Below are 20,153 nucleotides of genomic sequence, written 5' to 3' on the forward strand. Positions count from 1 at the left end.
GGTTGGTGTGCCGCGGATTTCTAGGCGGCTGACCGGTATTCCGCTGCCGCTGAGCGGACTTGCGCGACATACCATCCGGCGTGGTTGTAGGTGTAGATCGCGTTGTACTCGTTACCGCTGGCCAGGCCCGAGTCGCACAGGTAGTGCGCGGCGGCCTTCGCGGCATCGTCGGGGTCGTAGATATCCGAACCCACATCAGAATGCTTGCTGCGCACCGAGTTGAAGGTCGGTTTGAGGAACTGCATCGGACCCGCCGCCCCGGCACTGTTCGTGCCCGAGGAGACCCCGGGAAGATGCGAGCGACCGTGGTTGGTCTCCACCTTCCCGATCCCCGCCAACAGTGCCCAATCCAGGTGCGAACAGGTGCCCGCCGCGGACTTGTACGCGGCGAGGTACTTCGAGGGAATATCGGAGACGCTGGACGGGCCGCCACCCGAGGTGTCGTGGCTTTCGCTGGTCTCGCCGATCGAGCCCTGTACCTGGGTGGCGATCCAGATCGTCCCGAAGAACACACCCGCGCCGATCAACTTGTTGAAGAACCCCATTCACATATCACCTCCTCTCTCACAGATCTGGGCGCGACGCCGGTCGAGTCGGTCGCGCAATCCGCCGGCGGGCGCATCACGCGACCGCCCGGGCCTCGGTGGTGAAGGGCATGAGCGCCACCAGGGTTGCCGCGTCCACGCCCGGCATCTCCAGCGCGGCGGCGCACTCATCGATCAGCGCCCACAACTGCCGCTGCTGTGCGTGCGTGTCGGGGTGCTCCTGCAAACGGACAACGGCCTGAGCCAACTGGATCGCCGCGACCGCCTGACACCGCGCGATCGGCGGGCCGGGAAGCCACGACACACTCCACGCGTTCGCGCCGACCCGGGTCGCGGTGTGCCCGGTCTCATCACTGGTGATGCGGGTTTCGGTGTGCTGCAACATGTCTAGGACCTCCATCCGGAATTGGTGAGTACGTGGCGGAACCCGATTAACGGCATGGGTTCAGGCCATTCGCCCAGCTCGGGCAGATCGGTCACATGTGCCGAGATCCGGACCGCGTCGCCGCGGATGAACCCGTGGCCCCACAGCAGGACCGCTCCCCGAGACTGATACGTGCCGACACGGACCTTCGGGTGGTCGAAGGTGGCGCACCAGGACAGGAACTCGGCCGTGGTGTCCCCGTCGACGGCGATCTCCAGATCGGGGTTGTGCGTCGTGCCAGCACGGCTGACTTCCGGCAGATCCGGATGCCGCGCCAGATGCGCCAACAGAACCCGGAGACGACGGGCGGTTTCATGCAGGCCGGTCATGCCCTCACCCCCAGACCAAGCCGGGCGGTCGCGGCGAGCTCGTCGGCATGGGCGCGGTCGCGCTGGGCGTACTCGGTTTCGTGCCGGTACTCGGTCAGATTCCCCGCGGCGAGGGCTTCGGCGGCGCACCGGTCGTGCAGCTCGGCCTTGGCGTAGCGCCAGGCCGCCCGCACCCCAGCGGGTGCATCCGCGACGGGACGGTTACGCGTAAGCCATCCCATGGCCCGAAGCGTCGAGACCGGCATTTCGGTGCGCGGGGTATCGAGGGCTAGCATCGTGTGTCCTTCCAGGCCATTCCTGGCCATTGGGGTTGGGATTGCGGGACTGGTTGGGACACCCGGCGCGGCGGTTCTGGTTCTTGGCGGGACTTCGCCGCCGCGTCGGGCCTGAACAACAGGTCTTGCTCGGGTCGGCGGGCGCGCGGCCCGCACGGGGGTCACAGCAGCGCCCCGGTGATCAGGGCCGCGGCGAGCACGGCGAGCCCGGCCAGCAGCAGCCGGATCGCCGTGCGGATGCGGCCGAACTTGGCCAGGGCGATCCCGGCGAGGTCGCGGGTGTGCTCGGCCAGATACCGGCGATGGGTCGCCTCGTCCTCCACCGCGAGAACTGCGGTCGTGTCCGCGGCGATCGCATGCAGCCAACTGCCCTTGCTTCCCGCACTCAAGCGGGGTCGGATCGCCAGCAGCAGCACCACAACCGCCCCGGCGATCGGGACCGCGGCACACCAGAGCAGCACCGAGGCCGCGCCCGGCATGTGCGCCCGGGAAAGGGCGATCACCCCGGCCAGCGAGGCACCGATCAGCGATAGCAACGTGGTGGCCTTGGTGTCCGCGCGGCGCAACTCGTCGCGAGCCTGCTCGTGAGCGATCACCACCGTGTCCACGCTCATGCCGCCACCGCCTCACGGGCGGGCTCGGCCCAGCGCACCGAGTAGATGAACCCGCGATGGCGCTTGAGGAACAAGCCTTGGTCGGCGCTCGGGTCGCTGATCAGCAGCCAGTACGCCCCGGCCAACCCGATACGCCGCAACGGTTCCCCGCTGATCTGCACCAGCGCGGTCGCGACCTCGTGGTCACCGGTCCAGGCCAACGTCACCGTGACCCGGCCACGCCGCCACCGGTTGACCGTGTACCCCTCGATCCCCTCGGTCCGTCCCGTCTTGCGCCACCCGTGATCCGCCAGCGCGGCCGCAAGCTTCAGCGTCTGCCCGTACATCACGCCGCCGCCTCTCCGTCGAGGTCGACATGCGCCGCACGCCACTCAGCCACCGGACGCTGCGGAAACTCCCGCAACACCCGCGCCGCCCGACGCCGCACCGGCCGCCGATCCTCGGCCAACTTCGCCGCAACCTGCCGATCGAACTCGGCCAACAGCCGCTCAACCTCCAACTCCGCGGCCCGCTCCCCTGCGTCCATCACGTCCACCTCCATCTCATCTGTGAAAACGTCGTCAGCCACCAGCAGCGACCACGGCTGAACCACCGCGAAAACCGCCTCAGTGATCTGGGAATCCAAAACCTTCTCCGTTCGTTGGGCTTGTGCATCTGATGTAGATCAGATGGCCTGATTGAGACCATAGATAGATCAGAGCGGACTGTCAAGCACTGATCTAGTGCAGAGCTAGAATTTGCTGGAACTGAAAGAGGTGCTAATGAACGTCCCCCGCGAGCAGATCGCTAATGACCTGCGCAAACGCATCATCTCGGGCGACTTGCGCCCCGGCGACAAGGTGCCCAGCGGGCGCGAGCTCGCTGCGTCGTCCGGGTCCTCGTACATCACCGCGAATGAGGCGATCAAGCTGCTGGCCCGGGAGGGACTGGTCGAGCTGCGAAACAAGAGCGTCGCCCGGGTGGCCGACCCTGACACGATGATGAGTCCGGAGGCCCAGCTCGTCACCGCACGCGATGAGCTCGCCGCCGCACGGGAGACCGTGCGGGAGCTGCGGGACGACCTCACGGAGCTGGAAGGCCGGATCACCGATGCCCTGTCCAAGATCAAGGTCTAGGTTCTGCTCGAATCCGTTCGTTGCGATTGCCATGACTTAAGTTTCGGCGCAGAACCCGAATTTGAGAACTGTCGGCAAATACCCATAACGCCGAACTTTCACCGAAATTTGGTGCTGAACCTTTGCGGAACGGGACTGCACTTTTCCGGAAGTGCGGTGCTGAACTTTCACCGAACTTCGGCGCCACATCCGTTTAATCATTGCTGTTCAGATGGAAGGATGAGGGCCATGGAAATCAATGGTGTCGAGCCGACGCTCGAACAGGTCAAGGCCCTGGCCCTGACGAACTACGGACACTTCACATCGATGCACGTCGAGGACGGGGCGGTGCGCGGGCTCTCGCTCCATATGGAGCGTCTGCGGCGCGACTGCCGACTTCTCTTCGGCGCCGAGCTCGACACCGACCGAGTGCGCCACTACGTGCGCCATGCGCTGGGCGAAGACGCAGAGCCGGGGACCGCCCGCATCACGATCTACGATCCGTCGCTCGACCTGGGAACGATCGGGCAGGCCGCCGATCCGCATGTTCTCGTCACCACTCGGTCAGCGAGCCATGGGGATGCGCCTCCGCTCCGGCTGCAGGCGGCCTCGTATCGGCGTGAACTGCCAGCGGTCAAGCACATCGGCCTCTTTGGGGCACTCAAACTCCGGAGGAACGCCCAGCATGAGGGGTACGACGATGTGCTGTTCCTGAACCAGGACGGCACCATCTCGGAGATCGCGACCTCCAACATCGGGTTCGTGCGCGGCGGTCAGGTCGTATGGCCTCGATCAGAGTTTCTGGCCGGTATCACGATGACCCTGCTTCACCAGGCGCGGGATGAAGCAGTGGTTACCGAACCCGTGAGGTTGTCCGACCTGCCCGAAATGGAGGCTGTGTTCGCGACCAATGCCGCAACGGGCATCCGGGCGGTGGCCTGCATTGAAGACACCAAGTGGCCTGTTGAGCACGACGTGATGCGGGAGCTCCGCGAGGTTTATGCGGATATCCCGTCAGAACGCGTGTGAGCCGCTCCCGAGGCCGATACACTCACCGTATGGAGGGACTTGCGAGGAGTACGGCATGACGATGGTTCAGCGCTGGTCAGGGGTCGAGGTCCGCGCGCTGCGGGAAGCCATGCGGATGAGCTTGCGCGAATTCGCCGCGCACCTCGGTATCAGCGAGCGAATGATTTCGAAATGGGAAGCTGGCAAGGAAAACATCCATCCTCGGCCGGTCAACCAAGGGGCGCTCGACACCTGCCTGAAGCGGTGCGACCCGGACATTCAATCGCGGTTCGCCGCAAAGACAGGCGGATCGCTGGCAGCGGGTGCCGGTGAAGATCTTCCGGTTACGCCGATCGGTGATTCCCAGGTGCAGCACCCATCGGACGGGCGGCCCATGGTCAAGGTAGATGGCAGCGTCTACCTGTCTGGGCCAAGCAACGATCCGGTCTGGCTCGCGGCGTTCTACATCGACGTTCACCCGGTCAGCAACGCTGAATATGCCCTGTTCACCACGGCGACCGGGCGCGCGGTGCCGGAACACTGGAAGAACGGCGAAGTTCCCGAGGAGATCGCCGGTCACCCGGTCGTCATGGTCACTTGGGAGGACGCCACGGCGTACGCGAAATGGGCCGGTAAGGAGCTGCCAAGTAGTCAGCAGTGGGAGAAGGCCGCCAGGGGAACCCGCGGGACTGTCTACCCATGGGGTGACCAGCCAACCCCCGCGAAATGCAACGTTCGCGAGCACGGGATCGGCAGCACCACGCCCGGTGACCGTTACCAGAGCGGCGTAAGCCCCTATGGGGTCTACGACCTGTGCGGCAACGTGTGGGAGTGGTGCGCCACCGAGAGTCGCCATGGGCGCTATGAGCTCAAGGGAGGGGCCTGGACAAGCCCCTTCAACCGCGCAACGCCGTCTTCGTTCAATGACGCCGCGATGAGCATGTACGACGACGACACCGGGTTCAGGTGCGCCGTGTCGGCCGAGGCGCTTGAGCAGCAACTCCAGGCCGGTTCGTGAGCCCCTCGGGGCTCAATTTGGGTCTCAGTTCACCCCGGTTCAGGGCGGTTCGCTTGCGTACACCACGCGAGGTTCTTGCAGGTCGCGCACGGCCTGAACTGTCGTGAACGGGTATGCGCGGAACTTGAAAGCGAGCGTCGGGTGATACCGACCGGGGGTTCGAATCCCCCCGCTTCCGCTCCAATACTCAGTCACGGTGCCGGGCGAGGAACTCCCGGACCAGGTCCTCGGTGAACGCGCGCGGCACCGGTTGCCCGGTGACCAGGACGCGGTAGTAGATCGGCCCGAGCAGTTGATCGACCGCGCTGTCCAGGTCCAGTTGGGCGGGCAGCTCTCCCCGGGATACCGCGCGCCGCAAGGGAAGGCGGTCCCGTTCGCGTTGCCGGGCGAGGTGTTCGGTGCGTAGCCGCTCGGCGATCGCGGTGTCGTGCAGTGCCACCCCGGTCAGGGCGCGCAGCATGGCGCCGGCATCGGATTCGGTGAGGAATTCGGCGACCGCGGCGAGGTGTGCGGACAGGTCTTGTTCGAGGTCACCGTGCTCGGCCGGAGTCAGGTGCTCGGCGAGGTCGTCACCGAGTGCGTCCAGCAGGATGTCCACTTTGGACGGCCACCAGCGGTAGATGGTCTGTTTCGCGACCCCGGCGCGGGTGGCGATGCCCTCGATGGTCAGGGCGGCGAACCCGACCTCGACGAGCAGGTCGTCGACCGCGGTGAGCACGGCTCGCCTGGCCTGTTCGCTGCGCCCGTACCGGTTTCCGGAGTGCCTGGCGCCGGCCGTGTCCGGCCGGATGTCGCTGCTGGCCTGGTCAGTCATGGGCGAACCGGGGCGTTGCCCGTCCTCCTTGTCCGGATCTTCCGCTTGTCCGGGTGAGCATACCCGGTGCTAGACAAGACGCAACGTTGCGTCTACTCTAACCCCATGACGACCACACTGCGTACTCCGAAGGTGCAAGCTCTGCTGGACCGGCTGTTCGAGGCGGCCGCTCGTGATCAGTCGGTGAGTCAGGACCCCTCGGCCTCGGCGCTCGAACAGGCCGAGGCGAACTCCGGGGTCTATATGCCGATCTCGGCCAGCGGCGGGGAGCTGCTCTACAGCTTGGTGCGGGCGAGCCGGCCGAGCACCATCGTGGAATTCGGTACCTCGTACGGGATTTCGACGCTGTACCTGGCAGCGGCCGTGCGGGACAACGGGATCGGCACGGTGATCAGCACCGAGCTGAGCGAGCGCAAGATCGCGGCGGCCCGGGCGAACCTGGCCGAGGCGGGACTCGACGGGCAGGTCACGATCCTGGCCGGGGACGCGCGGGAAACCCTTTCCGGGGTCACCGGGCCGATCGGGCTGGCGTTGCTGGACGGATGGAAGGACCTGTGTCTTCCGGTGCTGCGGGCACTGGAACCCGAACTGGCCCCTGGTGCGCTGGTGATCGGTGACGACAGCAGTTTCGATTCGATGGCCGACTATCTGCGGTACGTCCGCGCGCCGGAGAACGGTTATGTCAGTGTGCCGTTCCCGGTGGAGGACGGGATGGAGATCAGCTGCTTCACCGGATGCTGACGTGTCCACTAGGGACAGTCGGCGCGCGCTTCCCCTGGAGACATGCCGAATCGGCGGTTGAACAGCCTGGTGAAGTGCGGCTGGCTGGTGAACCCGCAGTCGGCGGCGATGTCCCCGATGGTGCGCGGGTCCCCGGCGCGCAGCCGGGAGCGGGCTGCTTCGAGCCGCCGCGTGGTGATCCGGGCGGCGATGGTGTCGCCGTCCGCGGTGTTCCCTTCCGCGGCCAGCAGCCGGTTGAGGTGTCGTGTGCTGATCCCGGTGGCCCTGGCGACGTGCGCCGGGGTGAGCCGGTCGTCGGTGAGATGGGCGTCGATATAGGCGTTGGCGAGCAGGATGTGCGCGTTGGCGGTGGGTGCGCCGAGCAGTGCGCCGCCGAGTGCCCAGACGCGTTCGGCGAGCTCGGCGGCACTGATCGCGCCGGATTCGCCGAGCAGTTCGGCGCGCAGCCGCTGCACGAGGGCGCGTTCGGTCGTGGTGGTGCCGAGCTTGACGGGTTCGGTCAGCGCCGAGGGCAGGCAACGCTCGCGGAACGGGGCCGATGGCAGGTCGAGCAGCACTTTCTGCATGGCTCCGCCGAATCCGAACAGGTAGGGCTTCGCCGGGTCGTAGAGCAGCGCTTCCCCGCTGCCGACCGGGATGTGCCCGCCGCCGTGGTAGAAGAAGGCGTTGCCGCGCACGATGATGCTCAGGAACACCGAATCCGAGGGCAGCCTGCGCACATGGGCCGGGGTGCGCTCGATGACGTGTTCATTGCCGGTGATCTCGGCGATCCGCATCCCGCCGAGGTCGGTATTGGCCTGGTCGGCGTGCAAACCGCGGGCGGCGAAGGCGGAACAGCGCAGCCCGACGAGCGCGGTCGCGTTGTAGTTCTCCCAGTACTCGATGCGTTCGGCTGGCGGCACATCGGTGGTGGAGATGCGTGTGGTGCTTGCTTCTTCGCATGCCCGCATGGTCGCTCCCGGCGTCCGTCCGTCAGTGAGGATAAGCGCTCGGCTGCGAATCCGGGAGGGGTTCACATGCTCGAATACCCACCGTCTACGGGCAGTGTCACACCGGTGATGTAGGCGGCCGATGGGGTGGCGAGAAAGGCGATCACGTCCGCGATTTGCTCGGACGCGCCCCAATACCCAGCGGGGATGCGGTCGAGCACGGCCTGCCGGGCGACCGGGTCGGCGCGCAGTCCCGCCGACAACGGGGTGTCTATCCAGCCGGGGGCAACAGCGTTGACCCGGATCCCCTCGGGCGCGTACTCCACGGCGAGTGCGCGGGTGAGCGCGGCGATTCCGCCTTTGCTGGCCCCATAAGCAGGCCGGTCGGCCGCGCCGAAATAGGTGTACATGGAGGCGAGGTTGACGATGCTCCCGCCGCGCACGGCGAGCAGCTGCCGGGCGGCACTCGCCGTGCGCATGGCGGCCGTGAGGTTCACCGCGAGTACGTGATCCCAGGAATTGGGCCGGTATTCCGCGCGATCCCGGCTCAGTCCCGCGCAGTTGACCAGTACGTCCAGCCGGGTGAGCCGGGCGAGGATGGCCGCGATCCCGGTCTCCTCGGTGACATCCTGTTCGTACACGCTGATCCGCGGCCCGCGCGGTGCTCCCGGGCCGTCCGCGCCGAACCCGATGGCGTGCACCTCGGCGCCGAGTTCGGCGAACAGTCGCGCGGTGGCCGCGCCGATCCCGGATGTGGCACCGGTGATGAGCACGGTCGCCGAGCTGAACAGGCCGGGGCGGAAACTCATGGCCGCACCAGGATCTTGATTTCCTCGCGCGTGTTGAGCAGTCGCTCGAATCCCTTGTCCACCACCGATTCCAGTGGAATCACCGAGGTGATCAAGGGCGCGAGGTCGAGTTCCCCAGCGGCGAGCAGTGCGATGAGTTCGCCGTGCGCGTCCCGGTAGCCGACGCTGGTTGTGAGGTTCTGTTCGGCGTTGACCAGCGCGAGTGCGGGCAGGGCAAGGGAATCGGTGAGCCCGAGCAGCACGCATTCCCCGCCGGATTGCAGCGCGGCCAGCGCGGTGTCGAATGCCGCCTGGTTGCCGACCGCCTCGAAGACGAGCGGAACCGTTGTCCCATCGGGTTTTTCCAGGGTTCGGGTGAAGCCGAGCGTGGGTGCGAGGTCCCGGCGGTTCGCGGACGGGTCCACGCCGATCACCTCCCGGGCACCTGCCGTGCGGGCGAGCAGGCCGAGCAGCAGCCCGATCGGGCCGAGCCCGACGATCAGGCAATCCGTTCCGGGAACCAGCCCGCTGCGCCGGATCGCGTGCAGTGCCACCGCGGCCGGTTCGAGCACGGCCGCCTGTGCGAGATCGATGTGCGGCGGCAGCCGGTGCACCATGTAGCCGGGAACGCAGGCGAACTCGGCGAGCCCGCCATCGCCCATCAGCCCGGCGAATCCGAACCCGGCGCAGATGTTGTACCGCCCGGATCGGCACTGCGCGCAGGTTCCGCAGCGGTAGTGCGGTTCCACGGCGACCGGATCGCCCTCGGTCACGCCGCGCACGCCTTTCCCGGTCGCGGCAACGGTTCCGGAGAACTCGTGCCCGAGGGTGAGCGGGGCGCGGCGACCGGAAACCGGATGGGTGCGCCCGACCGGGATGGCGTGCGGTCCGTCCAGGTACTCGTGCAGATCGCTGCCGCAGATCCCGCAGTAGGCAACCCGGACGAGCACTTCGCCCTCTCCGGGTTCCGGGCGGTCGAGTTCGACGAGGCGCACCGTGCGCGCGGCGAACCAGCGGGCCGCCTTCACTTGTGCACCACCCGGGGCGCGGTCTCGGTGAGCAAAGTGGACAGTGTCAGCACGATCAGCGCGGCACCCGAGGCGATGAACATGGTCAGGCGTACTCCGTAGGAATCGGCGAGCCCACCGGCGACGGTCGGCACCACGAATCCGCCGATCGCCTCGCCGAGCCCCATGATCAGGCCGAGCGCGGTGGCGACGAGGTGCCGTGGCACGGTCTCGGCCGGAATCGTTGCCATGTACAGGGTGAAACAGCCCATCCCGGTGAAGGTGAGCACCAGCACCGGAAGGAGCACGTACGGTGAATCGAGGTAGACGATCGCGAGCGGGCACAGTACGGCGAGCGCGGTGAACAACAGCATCGCCGGTTTGCGGCCGAACCGGTCGGAAAACCCGGGAACGAGCGCGCCCCACAGCACCCAGGCGATGCCCATGCCGGTCGAGACCAGGCTCATCGTGGTGGGCGAGTATCCCTTGACCTGGGTCAGGTACAGCGGGGCGAAGGTCTGTGTCGTGATGAACCAGGAAATGTAGAACACCGCGATCGCCAGGCACAGCAACACATTCCGCTCGCGCAGCACGGTACGGACGCCACCGCGCCTGCGCTCGGAGCGTTCCGGGGCCAGTCGGCGGTTGCGGACGAATCGCGCGATGAGCACGAACATGATCGCACCGGGAATGATCGTGAGGTAGAAGGCGGTCCGCCAGCCGTAGTGTTCGCCGATCCACACGGTGACGATCGGCGCCACGATCCCGCCGAGCAGTCCGGCCGAGGATCCCTGCAACAGTCCCATGTTCAGCCCGCGGCGGCGGGGCGCGGACTCGGCGAGCATCAGCGGCTGGGAAAGCGGGAGCACCGCGCCCTCCGAGGCGCCCATGAGCAGCCGGAAGATGAACAGGCCGAGAAATCCCGCCGCGAACCCGGAAAGCGCGGAGAACACGGTGAAACAGGCGACCGCGCCGAGCAGGAGTGGTTTTCGCGAATCGAAGCGGTCGGAGAGCGCTCCTATCCCGGCCCCGGTGACCGCCCAGGCGAGCGCCGGAATTCCACCGAGCAACCCGATCTCGGTATTGTCGAGGTGCAGTTCTTCCTTGGCGAACGGAATGAGGAAATTCAGCGCGAGCCGGTCGAAGAACACGAATCCGAACGTGGTGAACAGGATCGCGAGCAGGCCGTTTTCATAGGTGGCGAACCGGGTCCGGGACATGGGCGCTCAACGGAAGAGGGTGTCCACGTAGTCCGCCCCGATGCCGACTTTCGCGTAGTGCTCACGGCACAGCGCGATGTAGTCGTGCACGTCGAAGAACCCTTCGGTGTCACCGTTCTCGTCCAGCCAGACGAGTGGTCCGGCGACCACGAACATCGCTTTCATCGGTTCGCCGGAATCATAGGCGACCAGGGTGTGCCCCTCCCCCGGCGTTTCGTACACGAAACTGCCCGGCGTGGCCGTCCACGGCCGTTCCAGATAACCCCATTTACCGGAAATGGTGTAGGCGAACACTTCACGCGGATGGTAATGCCGGTTCACCAATCCCGCCGAGGTGGCGCGCAGAATATCCGACCACATGTTCTCCTTGATCGAGATCCACAGCGGCCGCGAGCCGACGGTTTCGGTGAACGGCACGTAGTAGTCGTCATCGTCGACGGGCGCGTACTGGTGGAACACCTCGGGAAGGGCATCCGGCCGCATGGAGTTCTCGATCGGCTTGATGTTCCGCCAGAATTCCGTTGTCGCTTCCTCGGGCATGACAGCTCCTCTCTTCGCGGGCAACGCTAGGCCGCTGCCGCCGGTGCGGTCTTGCTCCTGACGGACATCCCCGTTGTCCGAACCGGACACGGCCCATACGCTGCCGGGTATGAGTGATCAGGTGAGCCGCTTCGGCGCCGTCGAGCTGGAGGACCTTCCCGGGGATCTGCGTGAGCGCATCGGTGCGATCGCGGAGAAATCGGGCTTCGTGCCGAACATCTTCCGCGCACTCGGGCGCCGCCCGGACGAACTGCGCGCCTTCCTCGACTACCACGACGCGCTGATGGAGCGCACCGATGGACTGAGCAAGGCCGAGCGCGAACTGGTCGTGGTCGCCACCTCAGCGGCGAACCACTGCACCTACTGCATCGTGGCGCACGGGGCGATCCTGCGGGTGCGCACCAAGGACAGCGAGCTCGCGGACAAGGTCGCGGCGAACCCCTGGCAGGTGGAGCTGGACGAGCGCGGCAGGGCGATCGTGGATCTGGCGCTCGCCGTCGCACGGGATTCCGAACGATTCGGACAGGCCGACATCGACCGGGCGCGAACGGCAGGGCTCACCGAGGACGAGATCTGGGATATCGGCGCGATCACCGCCCTGTTCGCCATGTCCAACCGGCTAGCCCATTTCACCGCGCTCGCCCCGAACCCCGAGTTCTACCTCATGGGGCGCACCCCGCGAGGCTCCTGAACACTCGTCGTGGCCACCACTCACCCTGCGAACAGGGGTCGTGCGTGTTTGTGTTCGTTCTAACCAACATTTCCGCGCACGAAGTCAGGTTCGTGCTGGTGAGGGCGTTTCTGGGTAGGGTGCCGCCATGGACGAGCTGGCGGTCGCGCGGCGCGAGGTCGCGGTGTGGCGGAACCGGTTCAGGGCCTTGTTCGACCGCACCCCGGAACCGACCGCGATCTGTTCGATACGCGGTGAGCTCGCCTCGGTGAACCCAGCATTCGCCAGGCTGTTCGGGGTGAGCCCTGGCCGGTTGCTGGCGCGGGAGATCACCACGCTGCTGCGCCCGGTGGCCGAACGCGAATTCGCCCGGGTGGTCACCGAACTCGAACAGGGCAAGCGCAGCAGGCGCGCGTTGCGGATGAGCTGGTCGGGTGTGGGGATCCGGCGCACGGCCCGGGTGACGGTGCAGTCGGTGCACGATGCGGACGGCATCGCCCTGCTGGTCACGATCGATCCGGATTCGGTTGTCGACGATGCCGTTCCGGTGCTCTCCGACCGGGAGACGCAGGTGCTGCGGGCGAGCGCGGAGGGCAAGACCTCGGCCGCGATCGCCACCGAGCTCGGCATGACGACCGACGGGGTGAGCTACTACCTGACCAGGCTGACCCGCCGGCTCGAGGTCGCGAACCGGGTCGCGCTGGTGGCCCGGGCGTACACCCTCGGACTGCTGCACGCGGACGAGTGGCCGCCGCGCTGACCGGTGCTCAGCCGAGCTCGGCCAGGGCGGAGACGAGCCGGTACACATCGCCCGCGCTGGTGTAGTGGGCCAGCCCGAGCCGGACGGCCCCGCCGACCTCACCGACGCCGAGGGCGCCGAACACCCCGGTGGTGCCCGGATCGGCGAAGGCGTAGACACCGTGCCGGGCCAGATGCGCGACGGCGTCCTCGGCCTTCATACCGTCCACGGTGAACGCGAGCACCGGAACCCGGTCGGTGGCGTTGCCGATGACGTGGATACCCGGCAGTGCGCGCAGCTCGATGAGCAGTGTGGCGAGCAGGTTCTCGTGGTAGGTGCGCACGGCCCGCATGGTGGCGCCGATGCGTTCGCGACGGCCGCCGCGATGCGCGTCGTCCATGCCTGCGAGGTGATCGATGGAGGCGGTGAGCCCGGCGAGCAGGGAGTATGGGTAGGCGCCGACCTCGAGCCGTGCCGCGCCGGAGGCATCGGGCAACAGGGCGGCGGACGGGAGCCGGTCGAGCATTCCGGGGTCGGCGAAGGCGAGCGCGGCCAGTGGCGGACCGCCCCAGGCCCCCGCGGAGACGATGAGCACGTCGGCGCCGAGCTCGCCGATGTCCAGCGGGGTGAACGGGGCCGCGGCGCAGGCGTCCACCACGAGCATCGCCGAGGACCGTTTGGTCAGTTCGGCGATCCACGGGATATCCGGGCTGGTCCCGACGACCGGGGAGGCGGCGGTGACCGCGACGACCTTGGTGCTCGGCGAGATCAGTCGCTCGTATTGCCACGCGGGCAGTTCGCAGTTCTCGATGTCGATCTCGGCCCAGCGGACCCCGGCACCGGCACGCTGGGCGGTCCTGCGCCACGGTTCGATGTTGGTGGGATCGTCGAGCCGGGAGACGAGTACCTCGTCACCGAGTACCCAGGATTCACCGATCGCGTTCGCCAGCCGCTGGACGAGCTCGGCGGGGTTCGAACCGAGCACGATCCCTTCCGGTTTCGCACCGACCAGATCGGCGATCGCCTCGCGCGCCTCACGCAGAATGGTGGATGCGCGCTGAGAAGTCGGATATATCCCCATAGGCCCGGATCCGGGGGCGCGCAGGGCCGTGGATACGGCGGCCGCGACGGTCTCCGGGACCTGCATCCCGGCCGGCGCGTCGAGGTATGCCCAGCCGTCGCCCAGTGCGGGGAACAAACCACGAACCCGGGCGATGTCGAAGGCCATGTGCCTACCGTAGACAGGGGCGCAACCGTTGGCGGTTCGGGGACGGTCCGGCGGCTACAGTGGGAGCTATGACCGAATCCAAGGACGGTAAGGGTGGAGAAACGGTGATGGTGGTCGGCCCGGACGGAACACCGGTCGGCGCGGCCATGATGCCCGAAGCCGGCGAGGAGGCCGAGGGCGGTGTCGGTGACATGGTCGAACAGCCGGCCAAGGTCATGCGGATCGGCACCATGATCAAGCAGCTGCTCGAAGAGGTGCGGGCGGCTCCGCTCGACGACGCTTCCCGGGCACGGCTGCGCGAGATCCACAGCCGTTCGATCGCGGAACTGGAGGACGGTCTCGCGCCCGAACTGCGCGAGGAGCTGGAGCGGCTCTCGCTGCCGTTCACCGGTGAGGGCAACCCCTCGGACGCGGAGCTGCGGATCGCGCAGGCGCAGCTGGTCGGCTGGCTCGAAGGACTGTTCCACGGGATCCAGACCGCGTTGTTCGCCCAGCAGATGAGCGCACGGCAGCAGCTCGAGCGGATGCGCAAGGGCCTGCCGCAGGGCTTCGGTGAGGCCGAGGGTGAGCCCGGTCCCGGGCACGGGCCCGGCCAGTACCTCTAGGGGGCGAGTTCGAGCAGGACGAACCCGTCCTCGGTGCGGTACTGCCGGTATCCGGCGCGCGCGAACAGCGCGAGGGAGGCGGTGTTCCCGGTGCGCACTCTGGCCCGGATGGACCGCACCGGCCGCTGCTCGGTGAGGTGGTTCTGGGCGGCGTGCAGCACCGGCCCGGCGAGCCCGCGCCCGCGCTTGTCCGGGGCGAGCGTGATGCTCAGTTCCCAGGTTTCCGGTTCTTCCCGGTCGTTCGGGTTTTCGAGGTCGAATCGGACGGTGCCGATCGGTTCGCCGTCCTGTTCGGCGATCAGCAGTATCCGGTCGGTCCGGGTGAGGCTCTGCTGCAGCCAGGCGCGGTGTTCCTGCTCGGTGACGACTCCGGTGTGCACCGAGTACCGGCGAGTGTCCGGGTCGTTGCGCAGTTCCAGCAGCAGCGCCGCGTCCTCGGCACGCGCGGGGCGGATCCGCATCAGGCGAACAGGTCCCAGGTGAGGATCTCGTCCGCCTCGATGTCCCGGCTCGCGACCTTGCCGACCAGCCGGTCCAGTTCGTGCACCGCGATCCCGTAGCCGGGGCGCTTCACCGCGATGTCCGCGCGGGCCAGCGGTTTCCCGGCCGCGATGGCACCGGCGGCGACCAGGCTGCGCCTGCCGAGCCGGAACAGTTCATGCTCCGCCTCGGTCACCCGCTTCACCGAGGAGCCGAGTGAATCCTCGGCCTCCCGGATCGCGGTCACCATCGACGTGAGCTCGTCGGGTTCGAGCGCGAACGGGTGGTCGGGACCGTCCTGGTCCCGGGAGAGCGTGTAGTGCTTCTCCACCACGCAGGCGCCGAGCGCCACCGCCACCACATCCGCGGTGTGCCCCATCGTGTGGTCACTCCAGCCGATGGGGATGCCGAACGCCGAGGCCAGCGTGCCGATCGCGCGCAGATTCAGATCTTCGAACCGAGGCGGATAGTTCACCGCACAGTGCAGCAGCACGATCTGGCTCGCCCCGGCCGCGTTCGCCGTGTCCAGCGCCCGCTCGATATCGGTCAGCGAAGCCATTCCCGTGGAGATGATCAGCGGCTTCCCGGTGGCCGCGCACCGCTCGATCAGCGGCAGATGGTTCACCTCGTACGACGCGATCTTGTACGCCGGGATGTCCAGCCGCTCCAGCAGATCGACCGCCTTCTCCTCGAACGGCGTGGACAGGAAATCGATCCCCGCCCGGCTCGCATGCTCGGCCAGCTCGTCGTGCCATTCCCAGGGAATCTCGACCCGCTTGATCATCTCGAAAACCGATTCCTGATTCTCGAGCAGATCCGCATCCGTCAGGTACGACATCGTCGGCGTCTTGCGACTGTAAAGCCCCTCCGCCGTGTAGGTCTGGAACTTCACCGCGTCCGCGCCCGATTCCGCGGCCACATCGATCAGCCGGAGAGCCGTGTCCAGATCCCGGTTGTGATTCGCTCCCGCCTCCGCGATCACATACGTCGGACGGCCCGGGCCCACCTCGCGCGAACCGATGCGGACCTGCTGATCACCATAGCTGCGTGCACCCACGAGGCCAGTCTCTCACGCCCGGGTTATGGACCCTGTGTACTTCGCCGCTCCGGGGTTCGAGTGTCTGCACGGTTGTCCACAGCACCGGCGGTTGTCCCCAGATTTTTCGCGCCCCGCCATTCACTGCCCTGCGCCGATATACTGGATGCGGGGTCGCCCCCCGGTGAGGGCGGGGGATGTCGGGGTGGGATTTTGGTTCGGTTTTGGCTCAGTGGAGCTGTTTTTCGATGGTGTCCAGTACCCGGCCGGTGCCTGCGCCGTCCACGGTGCTCCGGGCCCGGGCGGCGCGTTCGGCGAGTCCTGTCCGGTCGCTGAGGGTTTCGGCAAGCGTTTCGGCGGGCAGTAGTTCGCCGGGGTGTCCGAGTCCGGCGGCGAGGCCGAGCTCGATAGCGCGTTGGTAACCGGCTTCCTGGTTGTCGACAAGGCAGATTATTGCGAGTGGGGCGCCTATGCAGCAGCCTTCGAGCAGGGTGATGCCCGCGCCCGCGCACACGAGATCGGCGGCGGCGAGCCGGACCGGAAGGTCGGGTGTCGGCGGGCGAACGCGCACCCAGTCCGGGCAGTCGAGCTCGCCGAAAACGGTGCAGTGCAAGGGAACTCCGCTGTCCGCGAGCCGGTCGAGCAGTTCGGCGACCACCGGGGCGGCCAGTGCCGAACCGCCGAGGGTGATCGCCACCTTGAGAGGTATACCGGTCGGCTTAGTCCCCCGGCGGGCGCTGCGGACCTTGCGGCGCAGCAGGGCGTATTCGGGGCCGCGCAACAGGATCGGGGAACCGTCCGCGGGGCGCGGAGACGATGCGAGGTTGGGGTCCACGACGATGTCGGCGCGTCGTCGGCCGAATGTGCCGTCCTCGATATTGACCCGGAGCGCGGAACCGGGCGCGGGGGCGTCGGTGTAGTTGTCCACGAGCATGACATCGGGCTGGGTGAGCTGTCCGAATTCGACACCGAGCGCAGCGAATTCGGTGCGCAGCCAGTCCACGCCGACCGGTGGTTCGATGCCGACGTCCAACCGCGGGCCACGGCTTCCTCGGCGAGCGCGAGGCAGCGCACGAGATGACCGACGCCGATCCCGGGACCACCGCGCGCGTGCAGCGCGAGCCGGACGCTCACCCCGCGGCCAGCGGCTTCTGCGAGACGACGGAGTTGCCCTGCGCGATGTCCGGGCGGGACCGGAGAAAGTCGACCACGGCACGCACATCGCTCGCCGCGCTGCCGAGCTTCTCGACGATCGCCCGCACCACGGCGTAATCCTCCGCGGTGTCGACGGTCACCCGCAGGTCCGAATCGTCCTGTCCGCCCTGCACGCCGGCGCACCGGTACCGCTCCGGTGCGTGGTAGACGGCGGAGGTGACGTGGATCCGGTCGCTGCCACTGGCCTCGACGGTGTTCAACACCTCCGCGCGCACGAGTTCGGTATCCAGCCCGCGTGGGTAGGTCCGGGTGAGCACATTGGACACGTAGTCGAGGCCCGGGTCGGCGCGCCACAACCCGACGACCTGACCGATCAGGCGGGGATCCAGCAGCGGACAGTCGGCGGTCAACCGCACGACCGCGTCGCAGGGGAACTTCTCGATCGCGAGCCGGTAGCGCTCGAGCACGTCGTCCAAGGGGCCGCGGACGACCGGTGCGGCGCAGGCTTCGGCCTCGGCCGCCACGGCGTCGTCGTCCGCGCTGGTCGAGGTGGCCACTATCACCTCGGCGATTCCCGGCGCCCGCCGCGCGGCATCGACCACCCAGCTCAGCACGCTCGCATCGCCGAGCGGTTCGAGCACCTTGCCCGGCAGCCGCGAGGACGACAGGCGTGCCTGAATGACAGCGTTGACCAGCATGGGTGCCATGATGACGTACGGAGTTCAGCACCAACGCGAAAGGGTGAGGTACGTGGGGCCGCTGCAAGGCGCAAGCATCCTGCTCACCGGGGGAACCGGTTCATTCGGGAAGGCGTTCATCACCTACGCGCTCGAACACCTCGACCCGCGCAGGCTGGTCGTCCTCTCCCGGGATGAGCTCAAACAGTACGAGGCGCGCCAGCAGTTCGGCGATGATCCCCGGCTGCGCTGGTTCATCGGTGACATCCGGGACCGGCGGCGGCTCGAACGCGCCATGCACGGGGTCGACTACGTGGTGCACGCTGCCGCGCTGAAACAGGTCGACACCGGGGAATACAACCCGTTCGAATTCGTGCAGACGAACGTGACCGGTTCGCAGAATGTCATCGAGGCCGCGATCGATACCGGTGTGAAGAAGGTCGTCGCGCTCTCCACGGACAAGGCGTCGAGCCCGATCAATCTGTACGGGGCGACGAAACTGTGCGCCGACCGGATGTTCATCAGCGCGAATCACTACGCGGCCACGCATCCGACACGATTCGCTGTCGTGCGTTACGGCAACGTCATGGGTTCCCGGGGAAGTGTGATCCCGTTCTTCAAACGGATCGCCGCCGAAGGCAAGCCGCTTCCGGTGACACACAAGGAAATGACTCGTTTCTGGATCACTCTTCCACAGGCTGTTCAGTTCGTTGTGGACAGTTTCGCGATGATGCACGGCGGCGAGCTCTACGTCCCGCGCATTCCGAGTATGCGACTGCTCGATCTCGCGGAAACGATCGCGCCCGGCGCGGAAGTGACCGAGGTCGGTGTGCGTCCCGGTGAGAAACTGCACGAGGAAATGATCGCCCCGGATGATTCCCGGCGCACCCTGTTGCTCGAGGACCGGTATGTGGTGTGCCCGCACATCGCGGGATGGGGATACGAGCCGCCGCGGGACGGATCGCCCGTTCCGGAAGGATTCGCCTACCGCTCCGATACGAACGATCTGTGGCTCACGCACGAGGAATTGCGTGAACTGGTCGACAATGGCTGAATTCCTCCCCTATGGCCGTCAGTCCATTGTGGACTCCGATGTCGAAGCGGTGCGCGCTGTACTCGAATCCGACTGGTTGACCACGGGGCCGGAGGTTGCCGGTTTCGAGGCGGATCTGGCCGAGTGGACCGGTGGAGTACCGATTGTCGCGGTGACCTCGGGAACGGCAGCGCTGCACGTGGCCTACGCCGCCGCGGGGATCGGTCCGGGAGATGAGGTGATCACCAGCCCGCTCACGTTCGTCGCCACCGCGGCCACGGCCGTTCAGCGCGGCGCGCGGGTGCGGTTCGCCGATATCAGCGCGGACACCGGGAACCTCGACCCAGAGGCGGTCGCGGCCGAATGCGGACCGTCCACCGCGGTCATCGCTGCCGTGGACTACGCCGGACATCCGGCACCGATGGATGAGCTGCAACCTTTGGCACGCAAGGCATCCGCGCTGTTGCTCGAGGATGCCGCGCACTCGATCGGCGCCGCGCTCGGAGGTCAACCGGTCGGTTCACTCGCCGACCTCACGACGTTCTCCTTCTTCCCCACCAAGAACCTCACCACCGCCGAGGGTGGTGCGGTGGCCGCCGCAGATCCGGGGCTGCTGGATCGCGCCCGCAGGTTCCGCAACCACGGGCTGGTCCGGGATCCCGCGGAGCAGCGTTTCCCGGATGAGGGGCCGTGGCACCAGGAGGTGCACGAGTTCGGCCTGAACTACCGGTTGCCCGATGTACTGTGCGCGCTCGGACGCGCACAGTTACGGCGGCTCGCCGCGTTCAAGGCCCGGCGCGCCGAGATCCACGCCCGCTACACCGCCGCCTTCGCCGAAGTGGACGAGCTGCGTGTCCCGGCCTGCCGCGCCGGTGCCGATCCGGTTTGGCACCTCTACCCACTGCGGGTGCCCGCCGAGCGACGGCGGGTGATTTTCGAGGCGCTGCGTGCCCAAGGGATCGGCGTCCAGGTCAACTACATCCCCGCGTACTGGCACCCGGTGTTCGCCGACCTCGGATACCACAGGGGACTGTGTCCGAACGCCGAGCGCTACTACGCCGAGGAGATCTCCCTCCCCCTGTTCCCGGACCTCACGGACAGCCAGGTCGACCGGGTCATCGAAGCCGTCCTCGCCCAGTTCTGACCAGTCCCCGGCCGTTGGATCGCTTGTGCGTGGTTGTGTT

27 protein-coding genes are annotated in these 20,153 nt (G+C 67.3%); 9 read left to right on the forward strand and 18 right to left on the reverse strand.

Going from position 1 to position 20,153, the window contains the following annotated elements; genetic code table 11:
- Positions 1-20: 20 nt before the first annotated feature.
- From AD72_RS30935 to AD72_RS30960, 7 genes are all read right to left on the reverse strand, one after another.
- Positions 21-545, reverse strand: a complete 525-nt coding sequence (locus AD72_RS30935) for a transglycosylase SLT domain-containing protein (protein ID WP_051899202.1) — start codon at positions 543-545, stop codon at positions 21-23.
- Positions 546-621: 76 nt separating this feature from the next.
- Complete coding sequence (locus AD72_RS30940) at positions 622-930, reverse strand: hypothetical protein (RefSeq protein ID WP_037347926.1); 309 nt, start codon at positions 928-930, stop codon at positions 622-624.
- 2 nt (positions 931-932) lie between these two features.
- Complete coding sequence (locus AD72_RS30945) at positions 933-1,298, reverse strand: hypothetical protein (RefSeq protein WP_031470179.1); 366 nt, start codon at positions 1,296-1,298, stop codon at positions 933-935.
- Positions 1,295-1,573, reverse strand: coding sequence for a hypothetical protein (locus AD72_RS36855; RefSeq protein ID WP_156365448.1), 279 nt, complete (start codon positions 1,571-1,573; stop codon positions 1,295-1,297). Before AD72_RS36855 ends, AD72_RS30945 begins: the two co-directional genes overlap by 4 nt.
- 161 nt (positions 1,574-1,734) lie before the next feature.
- Positions 1,735-2,187: a Pycsar system effector family protein gene (locus AD72_RS30950; protein WP_037347928.1), complete on the reverse strand. Its 453-nt coding sequence runs from the start codon at positions 2,185-2,187 to the stop codon at positions 1,735-1,737.
- Positions 2,184-2,516, reverse strand: coding sequence for a hypothetical protein (locus AD72_RS30955; RefSeq protein WP_156365449.1), 333 nt, complete (start codon positions 2,514-2,516; stop codon positions 2,184-2,186). The genes AD72_RS30950 and AD72_RS30955 overlap by 4 nt, the downstream gene beginning before the upstream one ends.
- Positions 2,513-2,812, reverse strand: a complete 300-nt coding sequence (locus AD72_RS30960) for a hypothetical protein (RefSeq protein ID WP_031470182.1) — start codon at positions 2,810-2,812, stop codon at positions 2,513-2,515. Before AD72_RS30960 ends, AD72_RS30955 begins: the two co-directional genes overlap by 4 nt.
- A 112-nt stretch (positions 2,813-2,924) precedes the next feature.
- Here AD72_RS30960 and AD72_RS30965 point away from each other — a divergent pair, with 112 nt between their 5' ends.
- The 3 genes from AD72_RS30965 (at position 2,925) to AD72_RS30975 (ending at position 5,307) form a co-directional block, all read left to right on the forward strand.
- Positions 2,925-3,302, forward strand: a complete 378-nt coding sequence (locus tag AD72_RS30965) for a winged helix-turn-helix domain-containing protein (protein WP_156365450.1) — start codon at positions 2,925-2,927, stop codon at positions 3,300-3,302.
- Positions 3,303-3,530: 228 nt separating this feature from the next.
- Positions 3,531-4,310, forward strand: a complete 780-nt coding sequence (locus AD72_RS30970) for an aminotransferase class IV family protein (RefSeq protein ID WP_031470183.1) — start codon at positions 3,531-3,533, stop codon at positions 4,308-4,310.
- 55 nt (positions 4,311-4,365) lie between these two features.
- Positions 4,366-5,307, forward strand: coding sequence for an SUMF1/EgtB/PvdO family nonheme iron enzyme (locus AD72_RS30975; protein ID WP_082469254.1), 942 nt, complete (start codon positions 4,366-4,368; stop codon positions 5,305-5,307).
- Positions 5,308-5,494: 187 nt separating this feature from the next.
- Here AD72_RS30975 and AD72_RS30980 read toward each other — a convergent pair whose 3' ends face one another.
- Entirely contained in the window at positions 5,495-6,121 is a 627-nt protein-coding gene (locus AD72_RS30980; protein ID WP_031470185.1) for a TetR/AcrR family transcriptional regulator, read from the reverse strand.
- A gap of 105 nt (positions 6,122-6,226) precedes the next feature.
- Between AD72_RS30980 and AD72_RS30985 the strand changes: the two genes are divergently transcribed.
- Positions 6,227-6,862: an O-methyltransferase gene (locus AD72_RS30985; RefSeq protein WP_031470186.1), complete on the forward strand. Its 636-nt coding sequence runs from the start codon at positions 6,227-6,229 to the stop codon at positions 6,860-6,862.
- 8 nt (positions 6,863-6,870) lie between these two features.
- On the opposite strand, the gene AD72_RS30990 is transcribed toward AD72_RS30985, so the two are convergent.
- From AD72_RS30990 to AD72_RS31010, 5 genes are all read right to left on the reverse strand, one after another.
- The gene (locus AD72_RS30990) at positions 6,871-7,812 is read right to left on the reverse strand and encodes a helix-turn-helix domain-containing protein (RefSeq protein ID WP_031470187.1); all 942 of its coding nucleotides are present in this window, start codon (positions 7,810-7,812) and stop codon (positions 6,871-6,873) included.
- Positions 7,813-7,874: 62 nt separating this feature from the next.
- Positions 7,875-8,600, reverse strand: coding sequence for an SDR family NAD(P)-dependent oxidoreductase (locus tag AD72_RS30995; protein WP_031470188.1), 726 nt, complete (start codon positions 8,598-8,600; stop codon positions 7,875-7,877).
- Positions 8,597-9,607 (reverse strand): alcohol dehydrogenase catalytic domain-containing protein, encoded by a 1,011-nt coding sequence (locus AD72_RS31000; protein ID WP_031470189.1) that lies wholly within the window; start codon positions 9,605-9,607, stop codon positions 8,597-8,599. The genes AD72_RS30995 and AD72_RS31000 overlap by 4 nt, the downstream gene beginning before the upstream one ends.
- Positions 9,604-10,806 carry an MFS transporter gene (locus AD72_RS31005; RefSeq protein WP_031470190.1) on the reverse strand — a complete coding sequence of 401 codons (1,203 nt, stop codon included), beginning with the start codon at positions 10,804-10,806 and terminating at the stop codon, positions 9,604-9,606. Before AD72_RS31005 ends, AD72_RS31000 begins: the two co-directional genes overlap by 4 nt.
- A gap of 6 nt (positions 10,807-10,812) precedes the next feature.
- Positions 10,813-11,346: a 2,4'-dihydroxyacetophenone dioxygenase family protein gene (locus AD72_RS31010; RefSeq protein ID WP_020499373.1), complete on the reverse strand. Its 534-nt coding sequence runs from the start codon at positions 11,344-11,346 to the stop codon at positions 10,813-10,815.
- 109 nt (positions 11,347-11,455) lie between these two features.
- Between AD72_RS31010 and AD72_RS31015 the strand changes: the two genes are divergently transcribed.
- Both AD72_RS31015 and AD72_RS31020 read left to right on the forward strand, forming a co-directional pair.
- Positions 11,456-12,037: a peroxidase-related enzyme gene (locus tag AD72_RS31015; protein ID WP_031470191.1), complete on the forward strand. Its 582-nt coding sequence runs from the start codon at positions 11,456-11,458 to the stop codon at positions 12,035-12,037.
- A 127-nt stretch (positions 12,038-12,164) separates the two neighbouring features.
- The gene (locus AD72_RS31020; RefSeq protein ID WP_037347933.1) at positions 12,165-12,776 is read left to right on the forward strand and encodes a helix-turn-helix transcriptional regulator; all 612 of its coding nucleotides are present in this window, start codon (positions 12,165-12,167) and stop codon (positions 12,774-12,776) included.
- A 7-nt stretch (positions 12,777-12,783) separates the two neighbouring features.
- Here AD72_RS31020 and AD72_RS31025 read toward each other — a convergent pair whose 3' ends face one another.
- Positions 12,784-13,983: a cysteine desulfurase-like protein gene (locus AD72_RS31025; RefSeq protein WP_031470193.1), complete on the reverse strand. Its 1,200-nt coding sequence runs from the start codon at positions 13,981-13,983 to the stop codon at positions 12,784-12,786.
- A gap of 68 nt (positions 13,984-14,051) precedes the next feature.
- Between AD72_RS31025 and AD72_RS31030 the strand changes: the two genes are divergently transcribed.
- A complete protein-coding gene (locus AD72_RS31030; protein WP_031470194.1) occupies positions 14,052-14,588 on the forward strand; it encodes a bacterial proteasome activator family protein in 537 nt (178 codons plus the stop codon).
- On the opposite strand, the gene AD72_RS31035 is transcribed toward AD72_RS31030, so the two are convergent.
- From AD72_RS31035 to AD72_RS31050, 4 genes are all read right to left on the reverse strand, one after another.
- A complete protein-coding gene (locus AD72_RS31035) occupies positions 14,585-15,049 on the reverse strand; it encodes a GNAT family N-acetyltransferase (RefSeq protein ID WP_051899203.1) in 465 nt (154 codons plus the stop codon). The genes AD72_RS31030 and AD72_RS31035 overlap by 4 nt on opposite strands.
- Positions 15,049-16,125, reverse strand: coding sequence for a pseudaminic acid synthase (gene pseI / locus AD72_RS31040; RefSeq protein ID WP_051899204.1), 1,077 nt, complete (start codon positions 16,123-16,125; stop codon positions 15,049-15,051). The genes AD72_RS31035 and pseI overlap by 1 nt, the downstream gene beginning before the upstream one ends.
- 208 nt (positions 16,126-16,333) lie before the next feature.
- Entirely contained in the window at positions 16,334-17,137 is an 804-nt protein-coding gene (locus AD72_RS31045) for a hypothetical protein (protein ID WP_051899205.1), read from the reverse strand.
- A gap of 97 nt (positions 17,138-17,234) precedes the next feature.
- Positions 17,235-17,966 (reverse strand): cytidylyltransferase domain-containing protein, encoded by a 732-nt coding sequence (locus AD72_RS31050; protein ID WP_031470197.1) that lies wholly within the window; start codon positions 17,964-17,966, stop codon positions 17,235-17,237.
- Position 17,967: 1 nt separating this feature from the next.
- Between AD72_RS31050 and pseB the strand changes: the two genes are divergently transcribed.
- Together pseB and AD72_RS31060 are read left to right on the forward strand one after the other, a co-directional pair.
- Positions 17,968-18,990, forward strand: coding sequence for a UDP-N-acetylglucosamine 4,6-dehydratase (inverting) (gene pseB, locus AD72_RS31055; RefSeq protein WP_051899206.1), 1,023 nt, complete (start codon positions 17,968-17,970; stop codon positions 18,988-18,990).
- The gene (locus AD72_RS31060) at positions 18,983-20,113 is read left to right on the forward strand and encodes a DegT/DnrJ/EryC1/StrS family aminotransferase (protein WP_031470199.1); all 1,131 of its coding nucleotides are present in this window, start codon (positions 18,983-18,985) and stop codon (positions 20,111-20,113) included. The genes pseB and AD72_RS31060 overlap by 8 nt, the downstream gene beginning before the upstream one ends.
- Positions 20,114-20,153: the final 40 nt, after the last annotated feature.

Source organism: Sciscionella sediminilitoris (assembly GCF_000737195.2).
In the GTDB taxonomy this organism is placed as follows: domain Bacteria; phylum Actinomycetota; class Actinomycetes; order Mycobacteriales; family Pseudonocardiaceae; genus Sciscionella; species Sciscionella sediminilitoris.